The organism is Lysinibacillus sp. RC79 (genome assembly GCF_041262405.1).
GTDB lineage: Bacteria > Bacillota > Bacilli > Bacillales_A > Planococcaceae > Lysinibacillus.
Genome location: NZ_JBGCCD010000015.1, coordinates 114,062 through 130,274, shown reverse-complemented (window position 1 = coordinate 130,274; position 16,213 = coordinate 114,062). Strand labels below are relative to the sequence as shown.

The following is a 16,213-nucleotide window of genomic DNA, read 5'->3' as shown; positions in this document are numbered from 1 at the left end:
TTCAATTCCGAAAGGAACTGCCTAGCCTTTACCGGATTAATGTAACCATCATCCATTTGAACTAGGAACATTTCGCACAACAAACCTGCTCCGTTGGTTCAATAAAGAAAAAAAGAGCTGCATATGCAACTCAATGTTCTTCAAGTAAAGCACCCCGTTAGCCATCCATGAAGCGCAAAAATCTGCTCTTCACCACAGAAAATGAAAGATGATTAAGTTCTTTCATGGGAGTACAATAAGTTCAATAAAAAAGACCATCAAAATTGATGGTCCTACTTCACAAACTATCACACAGTCATTAAAAAACAAAGGACATTGTAGCTAATAAAATTCTTCGTTTTTAATTTTATTGTTCCATAACATTTCTAACAAACAATTGCTTATTTTTATGGGCAATTGCACTTACTATTGCAAGTAATATTCCCGAAATAACGAATACAATTCTAATTCCTAACAAATCCGCTAATAGTCCCATAATAAGAGAGCCAATGCCAAAAATCCCAGTTCCGATAGCACCTAATGAGGTATAAACAGTTGACAACTGTTCTTTTGACACACTAGTTTGTATAACCGTTTGTTGAGGAATTTTTTTAATTTGTCCAAAAAGCCCTACACAGAGCGATAAAAGTAAGGAAATCATAGGAATACTGTTTATGCTAAATAATATTGTGAATAAGAAACTTGCGAATGAACCGACAAAAATAAAGGTTCCTAATTTCTTTTCAACAAAAGAAGAAAATTTAATACAATAAGCACTTCCTAAAATCAGACCTAAAAAGTTAGCTCCATTGATAAATCCCCACCATTTTTCATCAACGTTCAAAGCATCGTTGACAAACACATATAAAATAGCAGCTATCCAAACCGTTGCTGCAATTGTTTCCAAAAATTCTATCCAAGCAATCCTTCTTAATACTGGAGTATTAGATAAAGTTTTCCAACCCTCTTTAATCTTTTCTAGTTTCCCTTTTAACTCGGTTGTTTCATAGATTACACTTTCTAAAAAGCAAAGTAATATGCTTGCAATTACAAATAAACATCCAACTAACCAAATAAGTTGTTGAGAACTCATAATAATTAGCAATGAACTTCCTACGAACCACATACCTGCTTCTATGACCTGCGTAATAGTTTCTGAAATTCCATTAGCTTGAATTAGATGTTCAGGTTTAACATAGTATGGAGTCAATGTCTGTCTTATTGGATTTGCACAACCGTCAAAAAAGGCAATCAATCCTATTATTAAAAAGATAAAATAATAATTAGCTGCTGTTAAACCAATTAACATAAATCCTAGAATAAAGAGTAAAATCGTTTTTACAATTTGTGACCCAGCAAGTAACCATTTAAGATTTAATTTCTCAACCAAAAGAGGTGTCAGCAGACTGGATATAAACATAGAAGAAGCAATCGTAAATGGCACAAACGATGCTGCAAATGTAGAACCTGTTAATACAAAAATTGTACTTATAACACTGACTATATATAATACATCGCCTATATTAGCGAGTGACTGACCCAATAGTAATAAAGAAAAATTTCTATTCAATTTCATTATATATCCCCCAATATTTCATTCGAATTTTGGCTTAATAGGGGAATATTAGATTGGACTATTCATTAAAATTCAACTCCTATCATATATCGGACAAATCTGGGGGATGTAGATTTATCACAAGTTTTGTATCATCAAGAAATATTTACATGAATTATAGCATTGTTTTTCAAAATATTACACTTCCATAGTAATTAGTATCCATATATTATTTTCCTTACGATTCTTTTATTTTTTTATTCAGTATATGCTCCATAAAAATAAAAGAATCCTACTTCCGCTAACCTGCCCCGTTAGCCATCCATGAAGCGCAAAAAACAGCTCTTCACCACAGAAAATGAAAGATGATTAAGTTCTTTCATGGGAGTTGAATAAGAAAAAGAGACGCTTCTTCCACAATCGCGCCCGATTGTTGAGAATCATTTTTTACTGATGCCCTGGTAGCTATAGTTATAAATCATTGCAAATAATGTATTAATAATAAAAATACCAGTACTAGCTAATTATTTTTACATCTTTTATATTTACAATTATTGTATAATTAGGAGAGGAATTGATAAATAAAATTACGGAGGAACTTATGAAAACTCACTATTATTTAGGATGGTTCAACAACTTTTTCCCGGAAAAGCTGGGAAAAGTGTTACAGAAAGATATTAATAATAGAAAATCACTTGTAATGATTAGTTCGAATCCATCAATCTATGAAGATGTTGGTGATACTGAACGTTCGTGGTTCAATCAGGCTAACATTATTTTTGATGAATATCATTTAATTAATTATCGCGTCCAGAAGGAAGATGCCCAATTATTAATTCAAAATGCCTCTGTTATTTTCTTGTTGGGTGGTAATACTGTAAAACAAAATGAGTTTTTAATAGAATACGAATTGTCTGAAGTAATAAAAAAAAGCAAAGCTGTTGTAATGGGCGCAAGCGCTGGTGCAACCAATATGTCTGCTAAATGGTTATGCTCGAAAAATTTTGGCTATGACGTTGAAGAAAGCTCTGTTTACGAAGGAATTGGCCTTGATGATTTTTCCGTCCTGTCTCATTTTGATCTTGAAAATAATATGTCAATGGTTCAAAACGAACTATCGGCCTTATCCAAAGAAATTAACATTTATGCATCCAACAAAGATTGTGTTGTTCGTGTAAAGGGAAACAAAATTGACATTTTCGGCAATGTGTATTTAATTTCAAATTCCATAAAGCAAAAATTAGAAGAGACGCTCTAGTTATAGTTTTCTAAACAACGTCATTTATTTTTGAGTGGTATATAACACCTATTGATTGAACTGTACTTTAGGTACAGTTCATTTTTGGATTTAATTCTTTTTTAGCAATTCCTACCACTTTTGAAATTGAGAAAAACACAAACCCTCTTCAAGAATCGCGCCCGATTGTTGAATAACTATTTTTTATTATTAATAGCGTTTTCTCATATATTTCTATATCTATTTTAGGTAGTATATATACTAACAATTTTCTCGTTTAATAAAATCTCTTTTTCTTTTTTTAAACTATTTTTATTGTGAACGGACTACATTCACGTTTAAAACATTGGATAAATCGTTTTAAAGGCGTTGATTCTAAATACCTCGATAATTACTTAGAGCGGTTTTTATTTGTAGATAGTCATAGCAATGAAAGCACAAAAAAATGACAGAAACATATCGTAGTTTACGTCTGTCGAAGTTTATTATTTAGTAGTTCAATGACTATTGAAGATACTTTTAATAAAAATTAGAGCCACAGTTTAGTGACTCTAATTTTTATGTCTATTCTTTACAAAAATCTACAAATTTTTTTGCCTGTATTAAGGACATATCTGTTTGTTCTCTCACAAACTTCACCGCTTTAATTTCACCGACGGACTTTATTTTCTCTTTTACTAAGGCAATCAGTTCCTCATTATAGATTTTAGTATAATCCATTTTTCCGACCTCCTCTAATCTATAATACCTTATACGACTACTTTAACCATTTAGTTTCAAATATATATTAATACCACAAAAAGACCTTTGTGAAAATAAGGAAAAATCGATTGTGAGGGTTCATATTTACTAGATAAAAACAACATTTAAATTTAACAGAGCCTTATCTTTAAATAAATTCTAAGTATTTAAATTATCCAGTATGTCATGTCAATAGCTGTTAGAACAGCTATTCCAAAAGATCCCAGTACTAACTAGCGTGGAACATTATTAGTCTTCTTTATTGTCACATATTCTATCGCTCGAACTACTACAAAAATAAACCTTGTGTTAAATCAAGTGCCTTTTAGTATATAAAATACCCTGTGAAAATAATGATTAATCCAAAATTTTACATAATTAAGTATTAAAATGCTGATACTTAAAGTTCCCAAAGCGTTGTGGGTGCAATTTTTAACTTAATGTTGTAAATCCGCATAAATCTGGCTAGTCCCCTCTAAATTAAAATGTCATATATAATTGACATAATATAAAATGTCATATATATTATACTTCGAATGGGTGGTGTTTTTTTGAATAAGGTTAAGGAATTTCGGAAATTACGGAATTTTACTCAGATAGAATTAGCACGTGAGGTTGGAGTAGCACGTCAAACGATTAATTTAATTGAAAACGATAAATACAATCCAACATTAGCACTCTGTATTTCCTTAGCTAAAGTACTACAAACCGATTTAAATACATTGTTTTGGGAGAGTGAAGATCTTGAAAGATAGCATTTTAAATTATTTTATTGGTGCATTTGATGAAAGGGACGAGTATCAAAAACAGGAGATTTATAAAGAGCTAGCTTTATCAGGCATTATCTTTTATTACTTATCAATGTTATTAATGCTCGTAAGTTTAGTTATTGATACGTTCAATAATGAAATGTCCATCATAACGCCAATACTTGTCATTCTTAATGTTGGTTATTCAGGTTATATCGGCTACCGATTAAGAAAAAAGCAATTGGACACATCCGATTGCGCAACACCAGAAGAATATGACGCCAAAAAAGCGAAATTAAAACGTTCTTGTATAATTGCAAGTATACATTGGGGATTTTGGATGATTGTCATGATGGAATACATATTGCCATTTATTGGGGGGGATGATCTTTCTTTATCATGGTTCAATATGATAGCATGGATAATCGGTGGGATAGCTTTTGGTTTCTTTCTTTATCTCATATCTAAAGCAAAGTTACAAAAACAATTTAATCAAGAATAATTGTTTTGTAACTAAAATAAAAACAAAAAAGGGCGAAAAGGCATTTTCTTCACTAAAGGTGGTGACAGCATGGAATTTCATTCGAAACGAGACTATTTAAACTTTTCACTCTTTACTTTTGTGGCACTTATTGCGATTTTTAATCCTACAACTGTACATTCACTCAAAGTATTATGCGTCCTAGCTTTAATAACGATTTTCTTTTTCGCCATGAAGACACATACAGCAACTATTAAAAGGATTACATTAAATATGCTATAAAATTTTTCTCATTCACGATTTCACATTGCTCAATACGTGTCGAATCGATTGAGAAAATCGAAAAAATTAAATAAACAATGAAGTTGCATCATAAAGACGGGAAGAGTATTGGAAGTTTGCGCAGAACATAACATTTCTATAGTGGTTAAAGAATTGAAGAAAATTGCGTTATGATGGACTGCCAAATGGGGATTAGATTTACCAATATAATACCAATTACTTCTGCCTTGTTTAGCGAAAATCCATACGTATACTTATTGCCTTCATTCGCTATAGGTGGGGCATTTATTTTCTACATAGCCAATGTAAAAAATTCCGTGACGATTGAAGAATACAGACAAATCTATGATTCACATTTTTTCATTGGCATTTCTTACATATTGAAATAGAGGCATATATTCGCTCTATAAAATTTCAGCCGAAATGAAAAGTAATCTCGCTTATGAGCAAGTGAAACTGGAGAAGAAAGAGAACTCCATTCAATATGAACAATAAAAAATATTAAAATAACCAACTGCCTGTATGTAGGGTGTTGGTTATTTTTATATAGATTTTCCAATTGTAATAGCATAAAACTGACTAGACCCCCTATTCAACAATCTTGCCCGATTGTTGAACACAAGTTAAACAACACTCTTAAACTATCTTGTTCCATTAGTTAATATGAAAAAAAAGAGTTGCATATGCAACTCTTTGACCTTAAAGTGACGCACCCCGTTACTTTAAGTGTAAACCTTCACAAATATTGAGTTTTAGTAAGGTATTGTTTAACCTTATTCGAATCTTCAGAAGGGTATTGATATTCAAGAATATTAGCTACTTCAATAGCTACTTGCTCAAACAAGTTAATTGTTTCAAACAATGAATTCCAAACTTGTTCGTAATCTCCATTAGGATATGTTTTCATCAATCTTTCCCAAATGTCGTTATCAAGGTAGCTCTTTAAGTACTTGCTGTTTTTTCCTACACTCAATGAAAAATTAGTTTCTATACCAACTTTCCACTCAAGCATTGTTAGTAACATCTCTCTTGCACTATTCAAATGGTCATATGCGTAAAGTATTTCTTGTCTCCATAACCCTTTTGCTACATAAGTTGAAACCCACCAAAATTCATTACAACAATCTGCAAAAAATTCAGCAGAAGGATTTTTTACCCAGTAATCTTTATCTGTTGGTTCAGAAAGCTTGGGCATACTCCCATCTTTATCTAATAAAATAACTGTTAATCCATCTTCAGAACAATAAATATCTTTTTCCTCAATCGGTATCAGCATTAAATCAATTCTATTCCCATCCTCAAATAACATTAAATATGTGAATCTTCCACCTAATTCAGGTGGAAACATTGCCATATCCTCTGGTGTTTGCATTATTATTCTTTTCCCAAAAACATTTACCCAATAAGGATTGATTAGAAACGATTGAAGGTCAGATACAAGATAAACAATATCATAATCTCTGAAAGTATCTTTAGGCACATTAGAATTTGTTCGAGAACCATTCATTGCAACCGCTCGTACTCTCTCATCTTTCTCGGCAACTTTTAATATCAATTCCATAATTTCTTTTTCTGTTCGCATTTTTTATACCACCTAAATCTATATTATAAGTGTTATTCAACTAAACTCCCTCTATAAACATTGATGTATCAACGGTTTCCACCACTCCGTGGTGAAGAAAAAATAATTTCCCACTTCATTTATAAACAGTGTTTTGAATTTATAGTTATAATTTACAAGCTAGGTGTACGCTTCGCTAAAACTAATGGAAATCATTAGCTTTTTTATCCACTATGTGATGCACAATGGATCTCTGCGATACTTATGACGACGTACCCTCCCATGTCTCTTAGCGTCATTTGCGCTTAACATTCCTTCGTTCGGTCTATTCATAAGGCAGAGGCCTGCTATGCTGCACCGGAGACTCATAGTCTGAGTTTAGTTATTTTGCTGGCTTCTCCGTGTCATCCTTCTTTTTATAGTTCGATGAAAGAATTGATTACGCTGCCTCTGCGAGACAGTAGAGGTCATTCATCATATGTTGCTCGTTAAAAAAGACTTTCTTTTTGCATATGCCATGTAATACCTTCAGTAATTTACCACAGAGTATCACCATTGACTGCTTTCCCCTTAAGGGATTTTGTTGTCGCGTTGTGTAATATTTATGAAGCTGTTTGAACGCTTCATTATGACGAATTAGCGGTACTATTACTTTAAATAAAGTGTTTCTAAGCTTCTTTCGTCCTCGTTTAGAGATATGTTTTTGTCCCTTATGTTGACCAGACGAGCTTTCCCGTAATGTTAATCCCGCTAGTTTTATAAGTTGGCGTGGATTTTCATAAAGTGCGAAGCATCCTACTTCTGATAGTAAATCAACTATTGTCGCATCTCCTAAACCAGGAACTGAAGCCAGTATTTCATATTCCATTGTTGTTTGTGCCATTTCTGCTAATTGATTATTTATAGTTTCAATTTCAGTTTCTAATAACCGATACTGACGTAAGAGCGTGGCGATTTCATGTTGGGCCATCTGTGTTCCTTCTGTCAGTCCGATAGAGTTTTTCGCGGCTTCAATAAGAAGCTTGGCTTTCGGTAACTGTGGGGCTCTCATTCCCTTTACCTGTCGGTAAAGAAAGACCAACTCTTCAGCTGTTTTCTCTTTAATATCTTTTGGTAATGGCGTCATTTCTAGTGTTGCAAGTGCCATCTTCCCGAAATTAGGAAAAACTTGAGTAAACTCTGGAAAGTAGCGATCAAGCCAACGAATGATTCGGTTTTTGATACTAGCCAAATCCTCCGTCAATTTTGAACGAAGAGTAGAACCAATACGAAGCTCAGCTTCAATGTCTTTCAGTATACGTGGATAGCTGAAACGTCCATCCTTTAATAAGCGAGCGATGACTAGTGCATCTTTTTTATCGTGCTTTGTCGGTAAGTTATCATCTAGTTCTTTCGAACGTCTTACGTGCATTGGATTCACCATGACAAGTGGGATTCCGTATTGATCTAAGAAATAGGCTAAGTTCATCCAGTAGTGGCCTGTAGGCTCAATACCTATTATTACTTCAGTTTTCTTAGCTTCCTTCATCGTTTGAAGAATCTTTTCATACAAGTTTTCGAAGCCTTCTTTCGATTGATGTACCGCAAAAGCTTTTTCTATTACTCGCCCGCGTTCATCGACAAAGCATGCGTAATGAATACGCTTTGCAATATCCATACCGACAACGAGTGTATTTTCAGTAACTTGATTAATTTTAATATTCCATTTAGAATGCATAAAGGAGTCCTCCTTGTTTGATGATGGGTCAATGGTCGTTGACACTCATGCATCATACTAGAGGGCTCCTTTTCTTTCAAGACCTCGAACATCCTTCAAACAGGAATGCTGCACCGTTAGTTGAAGAAAAAAAGAGCTGTCTGAACAGCTCAAAGTTCTTCTACTAAAGCGCCCGTTAGCCATCCATGAAGCGCAAAAAACAGCTCTTCACCACAGAAAATGAAAGATGATTAAGTTCTTTCATGGGAGTTGAAGAAACGTATCTACTTAAATTCATTTGCAAATGCACCATTTTCGTTATGCAATAAATATCTTTTATCATTAACTACATTATGGTAATCAATTTCTAAAAAATATGTTGCTTTACTTAGAACGTCATAAAAGAAAGGAACAAACTCCAAATCTTTAAAAACATAAACTTCTATTTGTTCATCATTATTTCTATATGCTTCAAATATACGATGGTTTCCATTGATACAATAAGGTTTGTTGTTGGTTAAATATCGACTCTGAAGTACCATTACAGGATTTTTATGATTGGGTTTTATTCGGTTTGGGTCTTTATTTATGTTACCTTGGTCAACAGCTTCAATTATATTCGCTGGAGAAGTCTTTATGGGTTTAATGTTTTTTTCTTTTATAAATGTAGTAGCCCCGTCTATGTCTAAGGTATACTCAAATACCCCAGTCGTGAACTCTGCATATAACGAGAAAGTCTCCTGACCAATTGGATGTATCACTGGGTAAGTTTCATCTACAAGAGTTTGGTTTAAAATATCAGTCCATTTTGAGGCAACTTCAGCCCCATAGCTGGATTCTTTCCGCATTACTTGAATGCGTGAAATAAAGTGTTTAAAAGGTTTGAATTCCTGAGACTCTTTTTCGTATAATTCTATTTTACTTACCATTTAATATCCCCTTTGCTACTTTTATATCAAAAAATCAAATTCACTTTTTTTTAGATTTCTAATAATAACCACCGTTTATACACCCCATTATTTTTTAAGACATTTTATTTACTTCTATGTAAAACAATTATTTTCCTTCTTCAATTAAACTGCGCCGTTAGTTCAACAAGAATATACTACTTTTTTAATGCTTCCTCCAATTCTTTAAGTAAGTCATAAGGTTCTACTTCTAACCCAATTAACTTTGCATTCCAGTTAACACCAACTAACAAACCATCTTCATTCATTCCATTTAGCCAATTATTCATAAATACTTCTAAAGGTATTGTTGATGGTTTATAATCTGACCATCCCTTAATCGCACATTGTCGTGCATATGCCTCATCTGACCAAAAAGGCAGAACCTCTGTATCTTCATATTCATTCGATTCACATACAGACCAACCATCTTCATTCTCCAAACCCCAAACCGTCTTACTTTCTGAAACTCTTTTTATAAAGTTTTCATAACGTCTTTTAGAATTTATAGTCAAATCCAATTCCATTATAATTCTCCCTTACATATTAGATAATTTAACAATTATACACTAAAAATCATAAACCCTTCTTCCATTATCCTGCTTCGATAGTTCAATAAAAAAAGAGCTGCCTATGCAACTCAATGATCTTCAAGTAAAGCACCCGTTACTTTAAGTGAATAAGCCCACAAAACTTAATTAGGGTTACTAAAAACCCAGATTTTGAATTCATCACTTTGTTCTTGTAAATTCCAACCTGATTTATAATAATATTCATTAAAATCGGAATCAGTCGGACATAGCGCAACAATAGGTAAATCATTTATCATTTTAAACATCTTTTTTAATAACCCTTGACCACGATAAACCTCACTTATCGCAAATTGATACAAAGAAATTTTGTTTTGTGTTTTTTTTCGGTAAAACCGAAATGCCCCCACTACTTGACCTTCTACTGTTGCCACTATCATTTGCTTTCTTCTTATGGCTGCTTTAACTCCAAGAGGACATAAAAACTCTTCAGAATAGACCGCACTGTTATTGCGTTCTAAATTTTCGTTGAAGAACGATACAACTTCAGATATATGAGTTGGATTCGCTAAGGCTATCTGCATATTTCTCCTCCCTTAACACTTTTTAGATAAAAGAGATTTATATATTTCTCCTATAATACCTTCCATTTGATGAACACCCAATTCTGCATTCGTCATTATGACCGCACCTTTCTCTAAATACGGAAACGCCACCATCATACATTGAAAACCCACTCCCCAACCAAGTGATGTAATTTCTAGTTCTTTTTCTGAGTTTTCTAGAAACACACCTAATCCAGTCCAAATTTTACCTCTTTGTGAGGTTATCATTTCTTTTGCTAAACTTTCCGAAATACCAACCTTGCTTTCTCCCTTTACAGCATTCATTAATTCAAGAACTAATTCAGCTAAATTCAAAGAAGTTGTCCATAATCCAGAAGCCGCTGGATAAGGATATATAGGATATTTTCCATCTACTAATTCACCGTTTTTGTTGTGACCACAAGAAAAATTTTGTCTCTCCACTTCCAACATTGATGTACTGAATTGGCTATTCGCCATTCCTAATGGTTCAAATATTTGCTCATTCATAACTTTATGAAACGGTTTTTCAGTAACATCTTCTATCAGCTGCTGAATGATACAAAAACCTGCATCCGAATAATGGAATTCACTTTCTGGTTCACACTTGACGTCAATTGGAGTTTTACAATATGGAGTTTGTCCCTCTAATAATTCAACCATCGAAGGAATCCCTATTTTCGAATTTAGTTCAGAATAACTATCTTCAGGGTCTTTAATTCCAGATTGATGACTTAGTAAGTTCCTCAATGTCACTTTTTTATTTTTAGTAAAATCATTTTTTGGTACTTTCCACGATACAAGACTTTCATTCACATCATCATCTAAAGCAAGAAGTCCTTCCTCTACTAGCTTCATAGCAAGCATCCCTGTTAAGAACTTGCTAATTGAACACGCACTAAAAATTGAATCTTCATTTGCTTTTCTATTGCTTTCCACTTCTAATAAGCCGTAATTTCCCGTCCCACTAATTTCACCATCCTCTAGCAATGTGATACTTAGACCTTGTACATTGTAATGTTTCATTCGTTCTTCAATGTTAATGTTCTCTAATTTCACAATTATCCCCCTTGTCAGTATTATCAAATAAATTATAGCACGAACGTACGCTCCCCTGTATCTATTTGTAAAATAAATTTATCTTCAACTAACCTGCTCCGTTAGTCCAATAAAGAAAAAAAGAGCTGCAAATGCAACTCAATGATCTTCAAGAAAAGCACCCCGTTAGCCATCCATGAAGCGCAAAAATCTGCTCTTCACCACAGAAAATGAAAGATGATTAAGTTCTTTCATGGGAGTTGAATAGCCACAATCTTTTAGAAAACAACCTATATCTTTTATTGCTTAGAAGTTTAAGAAATAGGCTTTAATGTACAATTAATAATTGATTGATATAAGCTCCTTTTAAATTACTGCAACATTAGATTGATTTAATTGTTGTAGTAAATAGAGTCATCTGTGGTAAAAAAGAGGATAGATAGAGCGAATTCATTTTAGCTCTTCTATCCTTTTAATTTTTCTATACATATAATGTGTGACATTAAATAAGAATTCACTATTTAAAATAGTTTCAGCTTATACCTTGATTTTTAATAAAATACATTAGCTCTTTTTTGATTTTCTAGTACTTTATCCAATAATTACACGTTCTTTAGGATAGTGATAACTTGATTTTTTGCCTCTACCTCCACCACCTAGAGTGTAAAGGAAGGAAATTAAACCGACACGACCAACAAACATTAAAATCATAATGATAATTTTGCCAATTACCGATAGGTCGGAGGTGATTCCTAAAGACATCCCACAAGTTCCGAACGCTGATGTAATTTCAAAGATTATTTGAATCAGTGATGCGTGTGGCTCACTAATGAGTAAAATAATTGTCGCAACTAACACCATAAAGAATGCCAATAAAATAACAACAAACGAGCGGAATACATCAATTAAATGTATTTCACGTCCGAATACTTGAATATCCTCTCTTCCTCGTGAAAAGGTAATTAGGAATAAAATAGCCATGGCAAACGTTGTTGTACGTATCCCGCCACCAACTGAACTTGGTGAAGCACCAATAAACATTAAAAAACTCATAAAAATATCTGTCGCTTCACTAAAGGTTGTGACATCGTACGTCGTAAGTCCAGCTGATCGTGTTGAAACAGAATGGAACATTGCAGAAAACAGAGCCTCATGCCAAGACATTCCCTTAAAGGAATGGAATGATTCAAGCAATAAAATAACGACAGCCCCTACCGCAAATAAAATTGCATATGTGGAGGTTGTTATTTTTGTAAATAAACTAAAGCGGAAGTTTGCATGGCGATTAAGTAAAAAGGTTTTCACTTCAATTAAGACTGGGAAACCTATTGCGCCAAGCACAATTAGCACCATCGTTACCACTTGAACAAAGTAATCTTTATGAAACGGAAGTAAACTCATACCCGTAATATCAAAGCCACCGTTTGTAGTAGCTGAAACGGAGGCAAAGACACCATGAATCAAGGCTTCTTGAAAAGTATCGAAATAGTTTGTAAAGTGCAAAGTTAAAATAAACGCACCCATCACTTCAATACCGATTAAGATTTTCAATATTTCCCGAATTAATTGAACAACCCCTGACAAATTGTATTGATTATGGTCGATCATAATCAACTGACGCTCACGCATTCCTATTTTTTTCCCAACAAGTAACCAGACAAAGGTACCAAGTGACATAATACCAATTGCGCCAAGCTGTAAAATGACAAGTACCATCACGAGTCCAAATGTTGTATAGCTTTCAGATATATTGAATGTTGTTAAACCTGTTACACTAACTGCGCTTACTGCCGTAAACAAGCTATCTAATAACGAAACATTAACACCTTCTTGATGAACGCCTGGTAGCCGTAGTAACAGGAAGGAAATCGCTATAGCTATAAAATAATAAGAGACAAGCACCTGAAAAGGTGTAACAAGTCTATTTTTTGATCTTTTCCAGGGCACTTTGACAACCCCTTCCTTATATGATGCCAAACTCGATAGATATTAGTATAGGAAAAATACTTAAAAAAAGAAAGAGGAATAGCTACGACTATTCCCCTTAATGATTATTGAGCTTTATTTTTATAACGAACTCCCACTAAATAACCTACTAATGCGATGGCCACTAGTACAATCCAGAAAGTTAACTCCCACACAGTTGAATGTGGAAACTCTGCAGGTAAAACACCCACCTTCTCATGTGCCAAAGTTAATACAACAAGCTTCACGCCTACCCAGCCTACAATTAAAAACGCAGCAGTTTCAAGTGAAGGATAGTCATTTAATATTTTTACAAACCATTGTGCCGCAAATCGCATCATGATAACTCCGATAAACCCTCCAAGTAACATGACGATAAATTGTCCACCATTTATGCCACCAATATCAAAGTTTCCTAACTCTGGTAAAGTTACAGCAATGGCAACTGCCGCAAGCATAGAATCAATAGCAAATGCAATATCCGCGGCCTCTACCTTAAGCACTGTCATCCAAAAACCGGAGCCCTTTTTCCCCACTTCTTCGTTAGCTTCTTCTTCTGAATCCTTTTTATAACGCAAGTCATATATATTTTTGGCGGACATGAATAATAAATAAGCTGCTCCCAACGCTTGAATTTGCCAATAATTCACTAATACTGTAATGACAAAGAGTGCTGAGAATCGGAAAATTAATGCGCCAAATAAACCATAAAACAGTGCTTTTTTTTGTTGTTCTTGTGGTAAATGCCTCACCATCACAGCCATTACAACTGCATTATCTGCAGCTAATAACCCTTCTAATACTACAAGTACAATAAGTACCCAACCGTATTGTAATACAATTGATTCCATTCATGTGCCTCCTCTAAAGCTCTGTATACCCAAAACAGTCATTACTATACGAGTTCAAAAGAAAAAGACCTCTGCCTCTATAAAAAGGCAAAGGTCTCGCTTAGCAAATACATAACTGACACTTCATCAGCACCTCTCTATTACTAGTAGATCAATTATGCCTCGGCATAATTGCGTCTGGAATCGGATTTGTGCTTGCACAAAGAACTCCTTTCCGATTCCGTGACATCCGCCGGAGGCTAACTTCTTTCAGCAAATGTTTGGACATTTGCTGAAAGAAGTTGAACTACCACTAGTATAGAGTTATTCGCTTATCACACCCGATGGTAAAAACCATGTAATGACGAATGTAATCCAGATACATCGCTCGTATCTGTTAGCTACTCCCCTTTGACAAAACGTCGAAGGTATTTCTTCTGTAAACTTATTATAGCACTATCAAATATGGGTAGCAAAATTTCCTACCTCTACTATATAAGAGAAGGCTCTGATTTCAGCTGCGGGCTACTCGTTTTCCTGCGGGCGAGCGTTGAGCCGCTTGCCTCAACACTCGTGAACTACTACTTGAAGTCACCTTATTTGAATTTGATAACTTTTATCTTCTTTATGCGCTAAATAAAAATCAATCATTCTAGGCATAGTCTGTATAAAGTCGGGGCATGTAATACCACCTTTTTTCAAAATAGTAACTGCTTCCGATGTATCGAATTTAGCATCCCAAGTTAAATAATCTAAAGTTTCTTGCTCAACCCTTAGATTTTGTCGAATAAGTGGCACTTGCAAAGATAGTCTTGCTAGTGTTACCGGTAATCGTCCCTTAGGATAATGGTTCGTTAATAACTTTACCATCGTCCGATACACTTCCTGCACAGGATGCGGATTTGGGTCCGTTAGATGCAAAGTTTTCCCTTCAGCACATTTTTCATCAACTAAATAAGTCGAAGCGTTTATAATGTAATCCACTGGCACCACATTTATTGTAGATTTCGATTGACCAATATACGGGATAAAAGGTAGACATTTTAATTTATCCACCATATTTAAAAAGAAATAAGGCCCATCGAATTTAATCGTCTCTCCTGTTTCAGAATGTCCACGTACGATACCAGGTCGAATAATTGTCAGTGGTATTTCTGATTTCAAATCCTCCACTCGATGCTCAGCTTCATATTTTGTTTCCTCATAATAGTTTTTAAATGCATGCGGGCGAATTAATTCATTTTCACGCAAAATACCTTCACGTATTCCTGCCACATACGCTGTACTAAAATACATATAGCGTCTTAAGTTCGGAAGTGTCCGAACAAAATCATTGACCATAGTTGTACCATGCACATTTACTTTCCATGCGATATCGCGTGGTACGGCTAAATCATATATTGCAGCTAGATGCCAGAGCACCTCAATTTGAGGTACAATTTCCTGTACAGCTTGATTTTCTAGACCGAGATTTGGTAATGTAATATCTCCCTCTACAATATGAATAGAACAATTAGGAAACTCTGCCAGTATATTAGCTCTTTCTAAATTTGCTTTTACTAATTCGCCAGCTAAAACAATACTGATTACTTCCTGTGATTGATTTTTTCGAAATAACTCTCGTATTAATTGACTTGAAATAAAGCCCGGAAAACCTGTAAAAAAATGAACCCCCATCTTTCATCCCCCCCTAAACTTACCGCTTCTTCCTTGTTGTTTTATCCAATCAATTATGCCTCGGCAATTCTTGAGAGGTAAACTGTAGTTTTTTTATCCCAGGAAAGGTGGCAAGTGTTGTTTCTAAAGGCTTCGTTATTTTCTCATTAACCTATGTTGGACTTGCACCAGGATACGAGGTAACAACGATGCCTATTGGTGGACGTAATTCTGGAATAAGTGTAATAGGTATTTTTAATAATGAAACGCCACCTCATATAATGACCAAAATTAGGAGATGCAATTTGTTAAAGCCTATGCCATATGTAAGTTGATTGGAGTGGAGACTGGGCGACTCCTTGGGGATTAGCGTCACAGATGA

Annotated in this window: 15 protein-coding genes and 2 pseudogenes; 5 read left to right on the top strand and 12 right to left on the bottom strand. The window is 34.3% G+C overall.

What is annotated here, in order from left to right:
- Positions 1–346: 346 nt before the first annotated feature.
- A complete protein-coding gene (locus ABH968_RS15665; RefSeq protein ID WP_370045341.1) occupies positions 347–1,555 on the bottom strand; it encodes an MFS transporter in 1,209 nt (402 codons plus the stop codon).
- Positions 1,556–2,135: 580 nt separating this feature from the next.
- Here ABH968_RS15665 and ABH968_RS15660 point away from each other — a divergent pair.
- Together ABH968_RS15660 and ABH968_RS15655 are read left to right on the top strand one after the other, a co-directional pair.
- Positions 2,136–2,792: a Type 1 glutamine amidotransferase-like domain-containing protein gene (locus tag ABH968_RS15660; RefSeq protein WP_370045347.1), complete on the top strand. Its 657-nt coding sequence runs from the start codon at positions 2,136–2,138 to the stop codon at positions 2,790–2,792.
- A gap of 296 nt (positions 2,793–3,088) precedes the next feature.
- Positions 3,089–3,264, top strand: a pseudogene (locus ABH968_RS15655) (IS1595 family transposase); the annotation flags it as partial.
- A gap of 71 nt (positions 3,265–3,335) precedes the next feature.
- On the opposite strand, the gene ABH968_RS15650 reads toward ABH968_RS15655, so the two are convergent.
- The gene (locus ABH968_RS15650; protein WP_162832712.1) at positions 3,336–3,491 is read right to left on the bottom strand and encodes a hypothetical protein; all 156 of its coding nucleotides are present in this window, start codon (positions 3,489–3,491) and stop codon (positions 3,336–3,338) included.
- 572 nt (positions 3,492–4,063) lie between these two features.
- On the opposite strand from ABH968_RS15650, the gene ABH968_RS15645 reads away from it, so the two are divergent.
- The 3 genes from ABH968_RS15645 (at position 4,064) to ABH968_RS15635 (ending at position 5,024) form a co-directional block, all read left to right on the top strand.
- Positions 4,064–4,267 (top strand): helix-turn-helix transcriptional regulator, encoded by a 204-nt coding sequence (locus tag ABH968_RS15645; protein ID WP_370045340.1) that lies wholly within the window; start codon positions 4,064–4,066, stop codon positions 4,265–4,267.
- The gene (locus ABH968_RS15640; RefSeq protein WP_249105927.1) at positions 4,257–4,763 is read left to right on the top strand and encodes a DUF3278 domain-containing protein; all 507 of its coding nucleotides are present in this window, start codon (positions 4,257–4,259) and stop codon (positions 4,761–4,763) included. The genes ABH968_RS15645 and ABH968_RS15640 overlap by 11 nt, the downstream gene beginning before the upstream one ends.
- A gap of 69 nt (positions 4,764–4,832) precedes the next feature.
- Positions 4,833–5,024, top strand: a complete 192-nt coding sequence (locus ABH968_RS15635; RefSeq protein WP_370045338.1) for a hypothetical protein — start codon at positions 4,833–4,835, stop codon at positions 5,022–5,024.
- Positions 5,025–5,760: 736 nt separating this feature from the next.
- Here the strand turns inward: ABH968_RS15635 and ABH968_RS15630 are convergent.
- The 10 genes and pseudogenes from ABH968_RS15630 to ABH968_RS15585 form a co-directional block, all read right to left on the bottom strand.
- Positions 5,761–6,606 carry an aminoglycoside 6-adenylyltransferase gene (locus ABH968_RS15630; RefSeq protein ID WP_370045337.1) on the bottom strand — a complete coding sequence of 282 codons (846 nt, stop codon included), beginning with the start codon at positions 6,604–6,606 and terminating at the stop codon, positions 5,761–5,763.
- A gap of 418 nt (positions 6,607–7,024) precedes the next feature.
- The gene (locus ABH968_RS15625) at positions 7,025–8,302 is read right to left on the bottom strand and encodes an IS110 family RNA-guided transposase (protein WP_370045336.1); all 1,278 of its coding nucleotides are present in this window, start codon (positions 8,300–8,302) and stop codon (positions 7,025–7,027) included.
- A 263-nt stretch (positions 8,303–8,565) separates the two neighbouring features.
- Entirely contained in the window at positions 8,566–9,210 is a 645-nt protein-coding gene (locus ABH968_RS15620) for a hypothetical protein (RefSeq protein WP_370045334.1), read from the bottom strand.
- A gap of 176 nt (positions 9,211–9,386) precedes the next feature.
- Positions 9,387–9,755, bottom strand: a complete 369-nt coding sequence (locus ABH968_RS15615) for a DUF2750 domain-containing protein (protein ID WP_370045333.1) — start codon at positions 9,753–9,755, stop codon at positions 9,387–9,389.
- 167 nt (positions 9,756–9,922) lie between these two features.
- Entirely contained in the window at positions 9,923–10,342 is a 420-nt protein-coding gene (locus ABH968_RS15610; protein ID WP_370045331.1) for a GNAT family N-acetyltransferase, read from the bottom strand.
- A 12-nt stretch (positions 10,343–10,354) separates the two neighbouring features.
- Positions 10,355–11,401: a serine hydrolase domain-containing protein gene (locus tag ABH968_RS15605; RefSeq protein ID WP_370045329.1), complete on the bottom strand. Its 1,047-nt coding sequence runs from the start codon at positions 11,399–11,401 to the stop codon at positions 10,355–10,357.
- Positions 11,402–11,971: 570 nt separating this feature from the next.
- Complete coding sequence (locus tag ABH968_RS15600; RefSeq protein ID WP_370045328.1) at positions 11,972–13,327, bottom strand: TrkH family potassium uptake protein; 1,356 nt, start codon at positions 13,325–13,327, stop codon at positions 11,972–11,974.
- A 104-nt stretch (positions 13,328–13,431) separates the two neighbouring features.
- Entirely contained in the window at positions 13,432–14,196 is a 765-nt protein-coding gene (locus tag ABH968_RS15595) for a TerC family protein (protein ID WP_370045326.1), read from the bottom strand.
- Between the two features lie 570 nt (positions 14,197–14,766).
- Complete coding sequence (locus tag ABH968_RS15590; RefSeq protein ID WP_370045324.1) at positions 14,767–15,852, bottom strand: SDR family oxidoreductase; 1,086 nt, start codon at positions 15,850–15,852, stop codon at positions 14,767–14,769.
- A gap of 67 nt (positions 15,853–15,919) precedes the next feature.
- Positions 15,920–16,084, bottom strand: a pseudogene (locus ABH968_RS15585) (efflux RND transporter permease subunit); the annotation flags it as partial.
- Positions 16,085–16,213 lie beyond the last annotated feature (129 nt).

Bases quoted from the DNA above. Each gene is read 5' to 3' on its own strand.
- ABH968_RS15665 (WP_370045341.1), bottom strand. From the start codon at position 1,555: ATGAAATTGAATAGAAATTTTTCTTTATTACTATTGGGTCAGTCACTC.
- ABH968_RS15660 (WP_370045347.1), top strand. From the start codon at position 2,136: ATGAAAACTCACTATTATTTAGGATGGTTCAACAACTTTTTCCCGGAA.
- ABH968_RS15650 (WP_162832712.1), bottom strand. From the start codon at position 3,491: ATGGATTATACTAAAATCTATAATGAGGAACTGATTGCCTTAGTAAAA.
- ABH968_RS15635 (WP_370045338.1), top strand. From the start codon at position 4,833: ATGGAATTTCATTCGAAACGAGACTATTTAAACTTTTCACTCTTTACT.
- ABH968_RS15630 (WP_370045337.1), bottom strand. From the start codon at position 6,606: ATGCGAACAGAAAAAGAAATTATGGAATTGATATTAAAAGTTGCCGAG.
- ABH968_RS15625 (WP_370045336.1), bottom strand. From the start codon at position 8,302: ATGCATTCTAAATGGAATATTAAAATTAATCAAGTTACTGAAAATACA.
- ABH968_RS15620 (WP_370045334.1), bottom strand. From the start codon at position 9,210: ATGGTAAGTAAAATAGAATTATACGAAAAAGAGTCTCAGGAATTCAAA.
- ABH968_RS15615 (WP_370045333.1), bottom strand. From the start codon at position 9,755: ATGGAATTGGATTTGACTATAAATTCTAAAAGACGTTATGAAAACTTT.
- ABH968_RS15610 (WP_370045331.1), bottom strand. From the start codon at position 10,342: ATGCAGATAGCCTTAGCGAATCCAACTCATATATCTGAAGTTGTATCG.
- ABH968_RS15595 (WP_370045326.1), bottom strand. From the start codon at position 14,196: ATGGAATCAATTGTATTACAATACGGTTGGGTACTTATTGTACTTGTA.
- ABH968_RS15590 (WP_370045324.1), bottom strand. From the start codon at position 15,852: ATGGGGGTTCATTTTTTTACAGGTTTTCCGGGCTTTATTTCAAGTCAA.